15 protein-coding genes and 1 tRNA gene are annotated in these 15,073 nt (G+C 60.8%); 6 read left to right on the top strand and 10 right to left on the bottom strand.

The window, feature by feature from the left end; genetic code table 11:
* Positions 1-28: 28 nt before the first annotated feature.
* Positions 29-427 carry a PilZ domain-containing protein gene (locus FHT82_RS13200; protein WP_183730850.1) on the bottom strand — a complete coding sequence of 133 codons (399 nt, stop codon included), beginning with the start codon at positions 425-427 and terminating at the stop codon, positions 29-31.
* 395 nt (positions 428-822) lie between these two features.
* On the opposite strand from FHT82_RS13200, the gene FHT82_RS13195 reads away from it, so the two are divergent.
* Positions 823-1,269 (top strand): host attachment family protein, encoded by a 447-nt coding sequence (locus tag FHT82_RS13195; RefSeq protein WP_183730847.1) that lies wholly within the window; start codon positions 823-825, stop codon positions 1,267-1,269.
* Positions 1,270-1,343: 74 nt separating this feature from the next.
* Here FHT82_RS13195 and FHT82_RS13190 read toward each other — a convergent pair whose 3' ends face one another.
* A complete protein-coding gene (locus FHT82_RS13190; protein ID WP_183731035.1) occupies positions 1,344-1,682 on the bottom strand; it encodes a hypothetical protein in 339 nt (112 codons plus the stop codon).
* Between the two features lie 355 nt (positions 1,683-2,037).
* On the opposite strand from FHT82_RS13190, the gene FHT82_RS13185 reads away from it, so the two are divergent.
* Positions 2,038-2,478 (top strand): glyoxalase superfamily protein, encoded by a 441-nt coding sequence (locus FHT82_RS13185; RefSeq protein WP_183730844.1) that lies wholly within the window; start codon positions 2,038-2,040, stop codon positions 2,476-2,478.
* Between the two features lie 37 nt (positions 2,479-2,515).
* Entirely contained in the window at positions 2,516-3,883 is a 1,368-nt protein-coding gene (locus tag FHT82_RS13180) for an MATE family efflux transporter (RefSeq protein ID WP_183730841.1), read from the top strand.
* A 38-nt stretch (positions 3,884-3,921) separates the two neighbouring features.
* On the opposite strand, the gene FHT82_RS13175 is transcribed toward FHT82_RS13180, so the two are convergent.
* The 8 genes from FHT82_RS13175 to FHT82_RS13140 form a co-directional block, all read right to left on the bottom strand.
* On the bottom strand, positions 3,922-4,086 hold the full coding sequence (locus FHT82_RS13175; protein WP_183730839.1) for a hypothetical protein: 165 nt from the start codon (positions 4,084-4,086) through the stop codon (positions 3,922-3,924).
* An 88-nt stretch (positions 4,087-4,174) separates the two neighbouring features.
* Complete coding sequence (locus FHT82_RS13170; RefSeq protein WP_183730836.1) at positions 4,175-5,008, bottom strand: helix-turn-helix domain-containing protein; 834 nt, start codon at positions 5,006-5,008, stop codon at positions 4,175-4,177.
* Between the two features lie 47 nt (positions 5,009-5,055).
* Entirely contained in the window at positions 5,056-5,268 is a 213-nt protein-coding gene (locus FHT82_RS13165; protein ID WP_246698132.1) for a DUF1127 domain-containing protein, read from the bottom strand.
* Between the two features lie 124 nt (positions 5,269-5,392).
* The gene (gene iolB / locus FHT82_RS13160) at positions 5,393-6,190 is read right to left on the bottom strand and encodes a 5-deoxy-glucuronate isomerase (protein ID WP_183730830.1); all 798 of its coding nucleotides are present in this window, start codon (positions 6,188-6,190) and stop codon (positions 5,393-5,395) included.
* 170 nt (positions 6,191-6,360) lie between these two features.
* On the bottom strand, positions 6,361-7,278 hold the full coding sequence (gene iolE, locus FHT82_RS13155) for a myo-inosose-2 dehydratase (protein WP_183730827.1): 918 nt from the start codon (positions 7,276-7,278) through the stop codon (positions 6,361-6,363).
* A gap of 63 nt (positions 7,279-7,341) precedes the next feature.
* Positions 7,342-9,192 (bottom strand): 3D-(3,5/4)-trihydroxycyclohexane-1,2-dione acylhydrolase (decyclizing), encoded by a 1,851-nt coding sequence (gene iolD, locus FHT82_RS13150; protein ID WP_183730824.1) that lies wholly within the window; start codon positions 9,190-9,192, stop codon positions 7,342-7,344.
* A gap of 24 nt (positions 9,193-9,216) precedes the next feature.
* On the bottom strand, positions 9,217-11,148 hold the full coding sequence (iolC, locus tag FHT82_RS13145; protein WP_183730821.1) for a 5-dehydro-2-deoxygluconokinase: 1,932 nt from the start codon (positions 11,146-11,148) through the stop codon (positions 9,217-9,219).
* 93 nt (positions 11,149-11,241) lie between these two features.
* Positions 11,242-12,114 (bottom strand): MurR/RpiR family transcriptional regulator, encoded by an 873-nt coding sequence (locus tag FHT82_RS13140; RefSeq protein ID WP_183730818.1) that lies wholly within the window; start codon positions 12,112-12,114, stop codon positions 11,242-11,244.
* A gap of 208 nt (positions 12,115-12,322) precedes the next feature.
* Between FHT82_RS13140 and FHT82_RS13135 the strand changes: the two genes are divergently transcribed.
* The 3 genes from FHT82_RS13135 (at position 12,323) to FHT82_RS13125 (ending at position 14,971) form a co-directional block, all read left to right on the top strand.
* Positions 12,323-13,438 carry a Gfo/Idh/MocA family oxidoreductase gene (locus tag FHT82_RS13135; RefSeq protein ID WP_183730815.1) on the top strand — a complete coding sequence of 372 codons (1,116 nt, stop codon included), beginning with the start codon at positions 12,323-12,325 and terminating at the stop codon, positions 13,436-13,438.
* Positions 13,439-13,523: 85 nt separating this feature from the next.
* A complete protein-coding gene (locus tag FHT82_RS13130) occupies positions 13,524-14,741 on the top strand; it encodes an FAD-dependent oxidoreductase (protein ID WP_183730812.1) in 1,218 nt (405 codons plus the stop codon).
* A gap of 140 nt (positions 14,742-14,881) precedes the next feature.
* Positions 14,882-14,971, top strand: a tRNA-Ser gene (locus FHT82_RS13125).
* Positions 14,972-15,073 lie beyond the last annotated feature (102 nt).

Raw genomic sequence — 15,073 nt, 5'->3', positions numbered from 1 at the left:
AGCAAGATTATTTCTCGTTCGTGACGGCTCAGACGCGGTTGCCGTTGCGGCGCGCGTCGATCGCTTCCGTATTGCCGATCATGAAGTCGGCACGCACTACCTTGCGTAGAACATCCGGATCGATGAGGTTGATGAAGCGAACGCCGATGCGTTCATGATGGCGATAGACTTCGGCACAGCCGATGCGGTAGGCAAGCCCCAGGATGTTCAGGTAATAGTGTTTGGGCAGGCCGGCCGTGGTCGACACGACGAAGGTCGCGCCGCCCTGGGAAATGTCGAGAATTTCGGCGCTGCGCATCGAAATCCCGGTCAGACAGGGGCGAACGGCGACGATACGGGCCGGTCGTTTGACGTTGAACTCCTCCCAGCGAATATCGTAGACAGCCGACTTCACCGTGGCGAGGTGCGTTGCGCGGAGCATTTCCATTTCGCATTCTCCGTCAGGCAGTTCAAAATTTGGGGCAGTTCAAATTTCGGGCTGTTCGACGGAGAGGCTCACACGAATGTTTTTCACATTCGTCAAATATAAAACTACAATTTTAACGAGTTTGAAATTTGTGCGTTAGCGGCACAGCTATTGTGCCCTCTTGGGAATAAACCTGTCGTCGCTCGAGCAAGCAATCTCACTGCGCAGTGAATCTCATAGGTGCTGTAGGCGGCGAATCCTAAAATGGCACCATAGAGAAGCGTCGTGCCGATCGACTTTGACCCTTGGATCACCCGTGACTCTCTTTCCGCGGGATCTTCCGAACTCTTTCAATTGTCCGGCGTTTTTCCTTTAGCGACGCGTCGCCTCCAATCATCAAAGCGAGGAAAACTCAAATGACAGATGTCAAAGTTCCCTGGGAATCCTGGGTTGTCGTGTGCGATGGGGCGAAAGCCCTGATCCTGCAGAATGCCGGTGACGCGCAACTGATGAATCTTCAGGTTCGCGAAACCCTGACGCAACCCAACCAGCCGACCCGCGAAATCGGTACCGACAAGCCAGGCCGATCCTATGCGCCCGATGGCCTGAGCGGCAGCGCCATGGAGGAAACCGACTGGCAGGACCAGGCGGAAGAGGAGTTCCTGAAGGAGGTGGCCGACAAGCTCGATGAGCTCGTGCATGAGAAGGAGGCGAGCCGCATCATTCTCGTAGCACCCCCGCGGGCGCTCGGCATGCTGCGTCCCAACCTGAGTGTCGATGCGCAGGCGGCGATTTCAGCCGAAGTGGTGAAGGACTATACCAATCTTCCCGTCGATCAGATCGAGCGGCATCTCGCCGCGTGATCGCCGAAAGCCATCGCTCTTCGAAACGCGGGTCGCAAGGCTCGCGTTTTCCTATGCGGATCGGAGGTCGGAAATCAGAGGCTGGTTTCGAAACTTAGCCGCAGCACATGATGCAGGAATTCGGGGTTCAGCAGCATGTTGAAGCTGATGGTCACGAACTCGCCTTCGCGCTTGACCACGGTCGAGCCGATCTCGTCATGGATGCCAAGGATCTCCAAGAAGAAATGCTGCGGCATTTCCAGGCTCGGGCTGACTTCCAGCAGCGCGCCGGCGAGCGTGATGGTACGGATCAGGCAGCGGACCTGCGTGCCGGTGCTCAAGTGGTGGCCGACGAAAATGATGTTGCCGGGCCGGTCGAGATTGAATTCCCTGTAAGCCTGTTCCGGCTTGGGATGTTCCGTGTCGAGCTGCATCTGAAAGGCCATATCAGCCTCCGCTTGTTGTATGATCAGACTTTAACGCAGGATTGCTCACATCTGCTGAACAACATCTTTAAAATTGAAACCTTGTGCAAAATTGAATGACAAAACGCATTTATCACGGGCAAGACTGTCCAGAATCTGCCCAGTTTTTCACCATTTTTGTACCGCCATTGACTTGCGGCCTGGCGTCGCGCATAGAGAAGCCGGTTCGAGGCACCGGCCGCTCGCGGATGAAGATCCATGGTGAAGCCCTCGCGATCATGGTCACAGCCCGAGTGCATGCTGACTGATGGCAATGCGAGCCCCCCTGACAGTCGAATGGCATGCCTTTTGAAAGGCTGAACCCATGACTATGACCTATCCCACGGTCGACGAACTCAAGGCCCAGGCAAAGCGCCTGCGCCAGGCCATGACCGAGCGCGGCAGCGAGATCACCCATGCCGCCGCTCTGGAATTGATCGCCCGCCAATATGGCGCCCGCGACTGGAACACGCTCTCGGCCCTCGCTGCCAAGCCCAACGATAAGCCCGCCTCGCCGATCTTCGTCGGCGCCCATATTCGCGGGCGTTATCTGAACCAGCCTTTCACCGGCAAGGTTCTGGCGCTTTCGGCCGTAGCAGGCAGCGAGTTCTACAGGATCACCATCCATTTCGACGAGCCCGTCGATGTCGTGACCTTCGAGAGCTTCTCGGCCTTCCGCCAGCGCATCCATGCCCAGATCGACGAGAACGGCGTCTCGCCGCGCAAGACCTCCAACGGTCTGCCGCATCTCGTTCTCGATATCTGATCGCCTTGTTGCTGCCCGTAACACCCGGATTCCGTCCATGACCTCACGTTCAGAAGCCAATGCCTTCCTGACCGGCCCGCTGCCATCAGTCTTTGCCCGCACGGCGCTGCCGATCATCCTCATCACCACCATCAACGGCCTCTTTGCCGTGGTGGACGCCTATTTCCTCGGCGCCTATGTCGGCGCCGGGGCACTCTCCGCCGTAACGCTCATCTTTCCCGGCCTGATGATGCTCGTCGCTCTGCAGTCGCTCGTCTCGAATGGCATGACGAGCATCCTTGCCCGCGAACTCGGTGGCGGCAATCGCGATGCCGCGCGACGCACCTTCGCTGCCGCCCACGTTCTGGCAATCGTCGTCGTGCTTGTCGTCAACGTCATCTATTGGACGGTCGGCTGGCGGATCGTCGACAATGCCGCGGCGGGCGATCTCGCCGTTGCCGGAAATGCCCGGACCTTCATCGCCATCATGGTCGGCGCAGCACCCATTGCCTTCTTCCTGTCGCTCAACATCGACGCCCTGCGCAGCGAAGGCCGGATCGGCTTCATGACCATGGTGATGCTGGCCGCGACAGCGCTGAACATTGCCGCGAACTGGTTCTTCATGGCGATCCTTGGATGGGGTGTCGCGGGTTCGGCTCTCGGCTCGGTGCTCGCACAGGCAATCTGCCTGGTCGCCGTGCTGATCTATCGCTGGCGCAACGAGCGCGCCCTGCGTCCGGCGACACGCTTCCCGCTTGCCGACTGGCGGCCGATCCTCGCACTTGGTGTGCCGATGAGCCTCGGCTTCATCGGCATCTCGCTCTGCTCGGCAGCCGTCATCTTCAACCTATCGATCTGGAGCGAAGGGGATTATGTCGCAACCGTCGGTGCCTATGGCATCATCACCCGCGTCGTGACCGTCGCCTACCTGCCGCTGCTTGGCCTCAACATCGCCTTCCAGACGATCTGCGGCAACAATTACGGTGCCGGCCTTGGAGAACGCGTCGGCCGCAGCCTGCAGATCGCCCTGATCGCCGCACTCGTCTACTGCACCGGTGTCGAGATCACGGTGGAGCTGCTGGCCACCCGCCTCGGCAATATCTTCGTCGCCGACCCCGTCGTCATCGCCGAGGTCTCGCGCATCCTGCCATGGACGGTCGGCGCCTATTTCCTGTTCGGCCAGATAATCGTGCTGTCGGGTTATTTCCAGGCGATCGGCGATGCCAGGCGTGCTGCGATCTTCGGCCTGTCGCGGGCCTATCTCTTCACGCTGCCGCTGACGTTCCTGCTGCCGCATGCCTTTGGTGAAATGGGCATCTGGATGGTGCCAGTCTTTGCCGAGGCCTGCATGTTTCTGTTGGCCTTTGCCGTCCTTACGCGGAATGCCAAGCGGCTCGGCTGGCGCTATGGATTGTTGCCCGCGTAAGCCAACAAGGCCGCGCCTGTCAGGCGCGGCCTTGGTTTTCAATCCTTGCTGGCTGCGGGTATGGATGCCGTAGCAGCCTCCGCCTCCCCGAGCGCCTGCGCGCATTCCTCGCAGCAGACCTCGACGGTCTTGCCGCCGAGCTTGACGCTGATCGCGTCAGGTCCGAGTTCACAGTCGCAGGCGGCGCATGTCGTCTTCTTCATGGGATGGTCCTCCGTTTCGGTCCCCGTCTGGGGCAGGGTCATAAGACCATCGAAGGCTCTCTCGCCGCTGTCGAATTCTTTAGCGACTTTACGCCCGAAGCCGTGTCGCGCGCTGGAACTCCGCCGGTGTCTGGCCATAGGTCTGACGGAAGGATGAGGTGAAATGGCTGTGGCTGGAAAAGCCGAGATCGAGGCCGAGCGCCGTCAGATCCTCATACTCGCCAAGAAGATCGAGCGCGCGGGCAAGCCGGAGCCGGAGCTGGTAGCGGTAAAGCGGCGTCGCCTCCACCTGCTGGAAAACCTGCGTGAGATAAACAGGCGAAACACCGACCTCGGTGGCGATTTCGGCGAGCGTCCAGCGCCGCGCAAGATCGGAAGACAGAACGAGCTTCGCCCGGTCGACAAGCTTCTGTCGACCGACGCTGGCACCCGCTGCATGCGAGGTGCGCTCGCCAAGAGACCGGCGTACGAGCGTGAGCGCCAGTGTTTCCGCCTCCAGCGTCTCGGCAACACCCCGATGCAGCCCATGGCGAAGAAGCGCAACAAGCGCCTGCGCGCGCGGATCGATGCGCCGGCGCTGGCGTTTGAAACCGAATAGCTCACCAGCCTGCACCTGATCCCTGGGTGCAAGCTCGGCAAGCAGCGTTTGGTCTATCGAGAGGTCAATGCAGGCATCGCCACCGTCGACCGGGTGGCTGATGCGATAGCCTTGCTCGACATTGAAGAACAGAACCTGATTGGCTTCCGCCACCGTGTCGGTGCGCCCGACATGGCGCATGAAGACGCCACGATAGGGATAGACAAGGCTGGTCTTATGGGCGCATTCCTCACCGCTCTTGTGGCGGCACTCGCCATTGCACACAATGTCACGGATCGTGACGGTGTTGGTCTTCAGGAGCAGTTCGGTCGAAAATTGCGACATCGGTCTTTCCGGAACTTCGAGCAGCAAGCATTGCCCGCCGCACCCTATCACAATCCTTTGTTGTTCCAGTAGTAGCTGCTGACATGCACGTCGCTTTCGATCTGGCCGCGGGAAAGGCCGATATCTTTCAGCTGATCGTCTGAAAGCTCCATCACAACGCTGCGGTTGCGCCGCTCGGCGAGCTTACGTGCCGTCCATCGGAAACCATTGATGAGACTGGCAAAGAGCCGGGATTGCCTGGTTCCCGTCCGTCGGGACATCTGGGAGTAGAGTGTAAGGCTTGAGCCGCGCATGGTGTTCCTCCATCCATTGCGTTTGAATGAGAGGATTGAACCATCTGCGCGGCTCGCCCGCTGTCAGATTATTTAGCGATCTGCGGCCATATCAGGCCTTCAGCAGCCACTCATGCTCCGGCGCATTGTAGAACTTCCAGATGCGCTTCGGCCCGGCCATGACATTGAGATAATAGAGATCATAGCCGTGCGTTGCCGCGCAGGGGTGATATCCCCTGGGCACCAGTGTCACATCGCCGTCTTCCACGACCATCGCTTCGTCGAGCGAGCGGTCATCGGTATAGACGCGCTGGAAGCCGAAGCCCTGGGGCGGGTTGAGGCGGTGGTAATAGGTCTCTTCCAGCATGCTTTCATGCGGAAGATTGTCCTGGTCATGCTTGTGCGGCGGATAGGAGGAGGTGTGGCCGCCAGGCGTAATGACCTCGACGACGAGCAGCGAGTGTGCCGAGGCATCGTCTTCCGGCATGATATTGTTGACGTGGCGCACATTCGTGCCCTTGCCGCGTGTCAGCGGGGCATGCGTGCCGGGCGGAATGGCCTTCGCCTCATAGGTTCCGCCGCCGGGTGCAGAGCAGACGGCAAGCTCCAGATCGGTCTCGGCCGTGACAGACCAGGTCGATTCCATCGGAATATAGAGAGCATACGGCGCGCCGTCGAAGGGGCTCATGCGCTCGCCGAGCGTGCCGAAATCCTTCGTGCCGGCCGAAGCCTTGCCCTTGCCGGTGACCCAGACGAGGCAGATCTCGCGTTCGCCGGTCTCGCCCGATGCCGTTTCGCCCGGCTTCAGCCGGTACATGTCGAAGCCGACATAGGTCCAGCCGGCGCTTTCGGGCGTCACATGCGTGACGCGGCCATGCGCGCCTGATGGTTTTACCTTGAGGTTTGGCATTGGTGTTTTCCTCCTAGATTGGTGGGTGCGGCCCCCTCATCCGGCTGCCGCCACCTTCTCCCCGCCGGGGAGAAGGGACATGCCGTGCCCTCTCATTCCCCCTTCTCCCCGGCGGGGAGAAGGTGCCCGGAGGGCGGATGAGGGGGCCTCTTGCTCCGACGATCGTGTAATTACCCCTTCGGGAAACCTTCCGTCTCCACCGTATAACCAGCCGCCGTCATAACCCGCATCAATTCGGCATGACCGATCTCCGCCATCTTCTGCGGCGGTGCCTTACGTGGGTCCTGCTCGGCTTCCACAACGAACCAGCCCTCATAACCATAATCCGCAAACCGCTTGACGATCGCGCCGAAATCGAGCGAGCCGTCGCCCGGCACGGTAAAGGCGCCAAGCGCCACCGCATCAAGGAAGGACTGCTTGCTGCGGTCGAGACCGTCGACAACGGCCTTGCGGATGTCCTTCACATGCACATGGTTGATGCGGGCGTGGTGATTGTCGATGGCGCGCAGCACGTCGCCGCCGGCAAAGGCCAGGTGCCCGGCATCGAGCAGCAGCGGAATGCCGGCGCCCGAATTCTTCATGAAGGCATCGAGTTCCGGTTCGGTCTCGACGACAGCCGCCATGTGGTGGTGATAGGAGAGCGGCATGCCCTGGTCGGCGCACCATTCGCCGAATTCGGTGACGCGGCGCGCATAGGCCTTCATCTCGTCATCGCCAAGCCGCGGCTTGGTCGCGAGCGGCTTGGAGCGATCGCCCTGGATGGAGCGACCGACTTCGCCATAGACGATGCAGGGCGCATTGACGGCCTTGAAGAGCTCGATCATCGGCGCGATGCGGTCCTTGTTGGCCGCAAGCTCCTCATTGACCAGCGTGCCCGAAAACCAGCCGCCGCAGAGCGTCACGTCGGCGGCGCGCAGGATGGGCAGCATTTCCTGAGGATTGCTCGGGAAGCGGCGGCCCTGTTCCATGCCGGTGAAGCCGGCTGTGCGCGACTGTCGCAGGCATTCCTCAAGGGATACATCGTCGCTGAGTTCGGGAAGATCGTCGTTCCACCACGCGATGGGCGACATGCCGAGTTTGGCCTTCATCAATGGTCTCCTTAAATAGTGCGGAGGAGCGCTGCCGCTCCTCCATAAATCATAGCAATCCGATCAGCCGACGCGCTGGGCGGCGCGTGCCTTGACATAGGCCTCATGCGCCTTGTTGACCTCGCCGCGCGGGCTGACTTCCGGCACCGCGACATCCCACCAGTGGCCGCCTTCATCCGTGGTGATCAAAGGATCGGTGTCGATGACGAAGACCGACGTGCGGTCGTTCTTCTTCGAATCGGCAATCGCCTGTTCCAGTTCGGCGATCGAAGATACCTTGACCGCAATCGCGCCCATCGCTTCGGCATGTGCCCGGAAATCGATCTCGGGCATCACCTCGTGATAGGCGTCCTTCAGGAGATTGTTGAAGTTCGCACCACCGGTTGCCATCTGCAGGCGGTTGATGCAGCCGTAGCCGCGGTTGTCGAGCAGCACGATGTTGAGCTTCAGACCAAGCATGACCGAGGTCGCAAGCTCGGAATTCATCATCATGTAGGAGCCGTCGCCGACCATGACGACGACGTCCTTTTCCGGATGCGCCATCTTGGCGCCGAGGCCGCCGGCGATCTCATAGCCCATGCAGGAGAAGCCGTATTCCATATGGTAGCTGCCGGGGACGGTTGCCGGCCACAGCTTGTGCAATTCGCCCGGCAGGCCGCCTGCCGCGCAGAGCAGCGTGGTCTTCTCGCCACCGATCGAGCGGACAACGGCGCCGATGACCTGCGCATCGGAGGGCAGGGCGGCGTTGGTGGTGCCCATCGCCTTGGCGGCAGCCTCCATCCAGGCCTTCTTTTCCTTCGCAGCCTTTTCGGCAAGGGCTGCCGGCGCCTTCCAGCCGGAAAGACCGGATGAGAGCGCCTTCAGCCCTTCGCGCGCATCGGCAACCAGCGGATGGCTGTCATGCTTCAGCGCGTCATAGGCTGCAATGTTGAGGCTGAGCAGCTTGAAGCCCTCATTCTTGAAGAGTGCCCAGGAGCCCGTCGTGAAATCCTGGCAGCGCGTCCCGACGGCAATCACCAGATCGGTTTCCTCGGCAATCGCATTGGCAGCAGACGTGCCGGTCACGCCGACCGAGCCGAGCGCCAGCGCATGACGCTCGTCGATCGCCGACTTGCCGGCCTGGGTGACGACGACGGGAACGCCGTGCGCCTCCGCGAAGGCCGCAAGCTCCTTGGTCGCCTGCGAATAGAGGACGCCGCCGCCGGCAACGATGACAGGCTTCTGCGAGGCCTTGATCAACGCAATCGCATTGGCAAGCTCATCGGCATCCGGCTGCGGACGGCGCACCGTCCAGACCTTTTCCGCAAACAGGCTCTCCGGATAATCGAAGGCTTCCGCCTGAACATCCTGGCAGAGCGACAGCGTCACAGGACCGCAATCGAGCGGATCGGTCAGCACCTGCATGGCGCGCTTCAATGCGGTGATGATCTGTTCCGGCCGGGTGATGCGGTCGAAATAGCGCGAGACCGGGCGGAAGGCGTCATTGGCCGAAACCGTGCCGTCGCCGAAATCCTCGATCTGCTGCAGCACCGGATCGGGCGCGCGATTGGCGAAGACGTCGCCGGGGAGGAAGAGGACGGGAATACGGTTGACATGCGCCACACCGGCGGCCGTCACCATGTTCAGCGCGCCGGGGCCGATCGAGGTCGTGCAGGCCATGAAACGCTGGCGGAAACTCGCCTTGGCATAGGCAATCGCCGCATGGGCCATGCCCTGTTCATTATGTGCGCGATAGGTCGGCAGCTCCTGGCGCACCTGATAGAGCGCTTCACCCATGCCGGCGACATTGCCATGGCCGAAGATCGCCCAGACGCCGCCGAAGATCGGCACTTTCTTGCCATCGACAATGGTCATCTGCTTCTTGAGGAAATGCGCGACAGCCTGCGCCATCGTCAATCTTACCGTCTTGCCCATAAGGCGCCTCCCAAATTCACTCTCTTAGTTGAGGCCGCGGGTTTTCAGCCAAGCCTCTGTCAATTGCTTGAAGCGGCCGGCCATGTCGGCAATCGCCTCCTCGTCGTTGATCTTGCCGGACAGCCAGCCGCGCGCGGCTTCGGCAAAGATCGTGCGGCCGACCGCAAAGCCCTTGACGGAGGGTGCCGCCAGCGTTGCCTCGAACCCCTTCACCAGTTCATCGGCGGGAGCCTCGAGCCCCAGCAGCACGATACCGCGGCACCATGGATCATTTTTGGCGATGACGGCATCGATCTTCTTCCAGGCGCCGGTCGATGCCTGCGGCTCCAGCTTCCACCAGTCCGGCTTGATGCCGAGCGCGTAGAGCTCTTCCAGTGCCGTCGACACCGTGTCGTCGGTCAGCGGCCCGTTCTTGCTGGAGATGATCTCCACCAGCAGCTCGCGGCCAACCTTGCGCGCGGCTTCAAAGAGCGTGCGCAGCTTCTCCTGCTGTTCCTTCTTCAACTCTGCCGGATCGTCGGGATGATAGAAGCACAGGCACTTGATGCAATGGTCGAGCGGCCATTCGACCAGCTGCGAGCCGATATCCTGGCTGAATTCGAAACGCAGCGGCTTGGAGCCCGGAAGCTCGACCGGCCGGCCGATCCAGGTGAAATTCTTCTTGGCCGCATCGAAGAAGGCATCGCGGCCGAAGCGCTCGTCGATCAGCATCCCGTAGCCCCGCCGGCCATCGGCGACGCGGGCAGCGGCTTCCACCGCCAACCGCTTGAAGGCGACGATCTGCTTGTAGTCGACGTCGAGCTCGTCGCAGACGCTTGTCAGTTGCGAACGGTGATCGATGGCGAGCGCCATCAGCAGCGGAATCTCGCCCTTGCGGGTGGAGGCCCAATGAATGTGGTTGATCGCCTCGTCCTTGCGCAGCGCGCGGTGTTTGCTGCCGTTCTTCAGGAAGAAGTCGAGTTCCGCCCAGGTCGGATATTCCGGCGAGCAGAGAAGACGGGAAACGGCAAAGGCGCCGCAGGCATTCGCCCAGGTGGCGCAGGTCTTCAGCGGCTCATCCTTCAGCCAGCCGCGCAATAAGCCGGACATGAAGGCATCGCCCGCGCCGAGCACGTTGAACACCTCGATCGGGAAGCCATCGCCGACGATGCCGTCTTCCAGATTGTCGCTGATTGGGCCGTCATAGACGATGCAGCCCATGGCGCCGCGCTTCAGAACGATCGTTGCCGGGGAAAGACGTCGAATTTCCTTTAGTGCACCGAGAACATCGTCCGCACCCGACGCAATCAGGATTTCCTCTTCCGTGCCGACGATCAGGTCGCAATCCGGCAGCGTCTCCTTCATCTTCGAAGACACACGGTCGGACTTCACATAACGCTCGAAGCCCTCGGCATGGCCGGCAAGGCCCCAGAGGTTCGGCCGATAATCGATATCGAAGATCACCTTGCGGCCGTTGGCCTTGGCGATGCGGATCGCCTTGCGCTGCGCGGCCTCCGTATTCGGCCGGGAGAAATGCGTGCCCGAGACGAGCACGGCGCGCGAGGACCTGATGAAATCCTCGTCGATATCGCCTTCGTCGAGCGCCATGTCGGCGCAGTCGGACCGGTAGAAGATCATCGGCGAGACACCTTCGGCCTCCACCGCGAGCAGCACGAGCGCCGTCAGCCGGTCCTTGTCCGTCTTGATGCCTTTGGTCTCGACGCCTTCGCGCGCCGACTGCTCGATGATGAAGCGGCCCATCTGTTCCGCGCCGACACGCGTGATCAATGCCGATTTCAGCCCGAGCCGCGCCGTACCGATGGCTATATTGGCCGGGCAGCCGCCGACGGACTTGGCAAACGAGCCGATATCCTCGAGCCGCGAGCCGATCTGCTGGCCGTAGAGATCGACGGAGGATCGGCCGATCGTGATCACGTCGAGAGACGGCTCCGGCGAGCCCGGATTCGATTGTACCATGATATCCTCCCGCTAGATTCTTACACGGTCTGGGGTGCCCGCGAATTTTGAATAATGAAACATAAGTTCCATCTCTTTGTCAATTCGGAATGTTTATTCCATTTTTGTTTCGACGGGTTTTGGATGCTGCAACTTGCGCCGCCGTTCGGCAATGGCAACCGGCAGCGCCATGGTGAGCGCCATCGAGGCCGAGAGCGAACGAAAACCGCCGAAATCAGCCTCCGCCACCTCGAACCAGTGCGTTGCGCAGGCAGCCAGGGGCGAAAAGGCCGAATCGGTGATCGCGATGACCGGCACGCCACGATCGGCAAGCTCCTGGCTCTGGCTGAGACTGTCGGCGGCATAGGGCGAGAAGCTTGCTGCGATCGCCGCATCGCGTGGCGTGGCGAACTGCACCATCTCGGGATCGACGCCATTCGGCGAGGCGACGATCTGATGGCGGATATGCAGCTTGGAAAAAGCGTAGGTCATATGTGCCGTCAGCGGATAGGAGCGCCGCTTGGCGATGAGATAGATGGTTTCGGCCGCCGCCAGAATATCGACTGCCTTGGCGAACGTGTCGGTCTGCACCGTCGCCGCGAGCCGGTTCACGGACTGGCTGGCGGCCGAGATGAAACCGGAAAGCAGCGTTGCATCCTCGTCGTCCCCACCGGACTGTTCCAGCGTGACGAGACGTTCCTCATAGCTCAGCGTCCGGTCGCGCAGTCGCTCGCGAAAAATGCTCTGAAGATCGGAAAAGCCTTCATAACCGAGGTGATGGGCAAGACGCACCAGCGTGGAGGGCTGCACCTCCGAAGCGGCGGCAATGCTTGCCGTCGTGCCAAAGGCGATTTCGTCGGGATTGCCGAGCGCAAAGGCGGCCACCTGCGCCAGCCGTTTCGGCATGTTGGCCTTGCGCTCGATAATGGTGCTGCGCAGGCTTTCGAAATCGCGCGGCACGCGCGCTCTTCGGGTGTCACTATCCATGCTGACGGCTCAGAAGATGAAACAAATATTCCATATTTCGAAGCATAAACGATTTCTGCGAAGGCGCCTAATTGTTTTTAATATCCTGAAAATCAAGGGTTTTGAACAATTTCATAAACGGCGAGATGAAATGATGCATCGCTGCCTGCTTGTCAAAATGATCCAAATATTCCAAAAATCTATGCGGATTTGAGGAGGAGACCTTGACATGAAGCCACTCGGCATCGGTTTGATCGGCACCGGTTATATGGGCAAGTGCCATGCGCTGGCATGGAATGCGGTGAAAACGGTGTTCGGCGATGTCGAGCGGCCGCGCCTCGTGCATCTTGCCGAAGCCAATGCCGAGCTTGCAGGCGCTCGCGCCGCCGAGTTCGGCTTCGAGAAGGCGACGGCCGACTGGCGGGCACTGATTGCCGACCCCGATGTGGACGTCGTCTCCGTCACCACACCCAATCAGTTCCATGCCGAAATGGCGATCGCAGCCCTCGAGGCCGGCAAGCACGTCTGGTGCGAAAAGCCGATGGCGCCCGCCTATGCCGATGCCGAGCGCATGCTTCAGGTGGCCAGGCAGTCCGGCAAGGTCGCAGTGCTCGGCTACAATTATATCCAGAACCCGATCATGCGGCATATCAAGACGCTGATCGGCGAAGGCGCGATCGGCTCCGTCAATCATATCCGCGTCGAAATGGACGAGGATTTCATGGCCGATCCCGATGTCTTCTTCTACTGGAAGAGCGAGCTGTCGGCCGGCTACGGCGCGCTCGACGATTTCGCCGTCCATCCCCTGTCGCTGCTCTGGTATCTCTTCGGCCATGTCGAGGCCGTCACCACGGATATGGTGAAGCCCTATGCCGACCGCCCTCAGAAGGAAGGCGGTCGCCGCGCTGTGGAGAATCACGATGCCGCCAATGTGCTGATGCGCCTTGGCGGCGGCATCTCCGCTGTGCTGATGGCAAACCGGGCCGCCTGGGGCCGCAAGGGCCGGATCGCGCTGCAGATCTACGGCTCGAAGGGCTCGATCCTCTACGATCAGGAGCGCATGAACGAATTCGAGCTCTATCAGGCCGAAGGGCGAGGCTCCGAACAGGGCTTCCGCAAGATACTGGCGGCGCCCGCCCATCGGCCCTATGATCGCTTCATTCCGGCCCCTGGCCATGGTCTCGGCTTCAACGATCTGAAGATCATCGAATGCCGCGAACTAATCCGGGCGATTTGCGGAGAGCCGGCGTCTATCGTGACATTCGAAGACGGTCTCAGGATAGAAAAGTCGGTTCATGCCATGGCACAGTCCTTCCATGAGCGCCGCTGGATCGAGATCGGCTGAGGTTAGACCTCGCTTCCGTTGACGGCGTTTGGGGCAGGGGATAGGCCTTGTCCCTGTTGAAGGCCGCATATTCGGGAGTGACATCGTGACGGACAGACTGGTGATCATCGGCGCGGGGCAGGCAGGCTTCGCATTGGCAGCCAAGCTGCGTGCATTGAAGGATGAGCGTCCGATCACGCTCATCGGCGCCGAAGACGTGCTTCCCTACCAGCGCCCGCCGCTGTCGAAGAAATATCTGCTCGGTGAGATGGCCTTCGATCGCCTGCTGTTCCGTCCCGAGCATTGGTACCCAGACAATAATGTCGAGATCCGTCTCTCGACCTGGGCCGAGCAGATCAACCGCGAGACCAAGCAGGTCCTGCTGCAGGATGGTTCCATCATCGACTACGGTACGCTGGCAATCGTGACGGGCTCGACGCCTCGCCGCCTGCCTGCCGCGATCGGCGGCGATCTGGAGGGGGTCTACGTCGCCCGCGACAAGCGCGATGCCGATCTTCTGGCCGGGGAAATGCGACCCGGCCGCCGTGTGCTCATCATCGGCGGCGGTTATATCGGCCTGGAGGCTGCAGCCGTTGCCCGCCATCTCGGCCTCGAAGTGACCGTCATCGAAATGGCCGAGCGGATCCTGCAGCGCGTCGCCGCCAAGGAGACCGCGGACATCATGCGCGCGATTCATAAGAGCCATGATGTGACGATTCGCGAAAAGACCGGTCTGAAGCATCTGATCGGTAGGGATGGCCGGGTGGCCGGCGCCGAACTCTCCGATGGCAGCATCATCGACGTGGATTTCGTCATCGTCGGCATCGGTGTGGTGCCGAACGATCTTCTCGCCAAGGAGGCAGGGCTCGACGTCGGCAATGGAATCATCGTCGATGAGTTCGCCCGCACATCCGATCCGTCGATCTTTGCGGCGGGCGATTGCGCGAGCCTGCCGTGGCAGGGCGGCCGCATCCGGCTCGAATCCGTCCAGAACGCCGTCGATCAGGCAGATGCCGCCGCTGCCGTTATCGCCGGAGGCAGCGAACCCTATGACCCGAAGCCCTGGTTCTGGTCCGACCAATATGATGTGAAGCTGCAGATCGCCGGCTTCAATATGGGCTATGACGACACGCTTCTGCGCCCGGGCGCCCGCGAAGGCGCAAGCTCCGTCTGGTATTTCCGTGAGGGCAGGCTGATTGCCGTCGATGCCATCAACGATGCAAAGGCCTATGTGACGGGCAAGAAGATGCTGGAATCGGGGATCAATCCGGATCGGGCGATCCTTGCTGATCCCGCGGCCGATCTGAAGCAATTGCTGGCCTGACCGGGCAACCCGCACAAGCGCCTCTGAAGCGCTTTACGTTTGAACTGTCATCATTCTATCGGTGGCCTATCTAAAGGACATGTGAAAACTTCAAAAAGAGCTTGATCGCACGGGAGAATACCCATATCAGGGCTCCCACCGGAGAGGTGGCCGAGTGGTCGAAGGCGCTCCCCTGCTAAGGGAGTATACCCGAGAGGGTATCGTGGGTTCGAATCCCATCTTCTCCGCCATCTATCTTTTGTCCGACCCGGACACATAGGTAACAGTCCGTACCTGAGACATAGGTGACAACCTCGTGCCGAACGGGTTGTCGATGGTTTGCAGGGTTCTCT

The organism is Rhizobium sp. BK275 (genome assembly GCF_014193555.1).
Taxonomy (GTDB): Bacteria; Pseudomonadota; Alphaproteobacteria; order Rhizobiales; family Rhizobiaceae; genus Rhizobium.
This window is presented reverse-complemented; position numbering and strand designations above follow the sequence as displayed.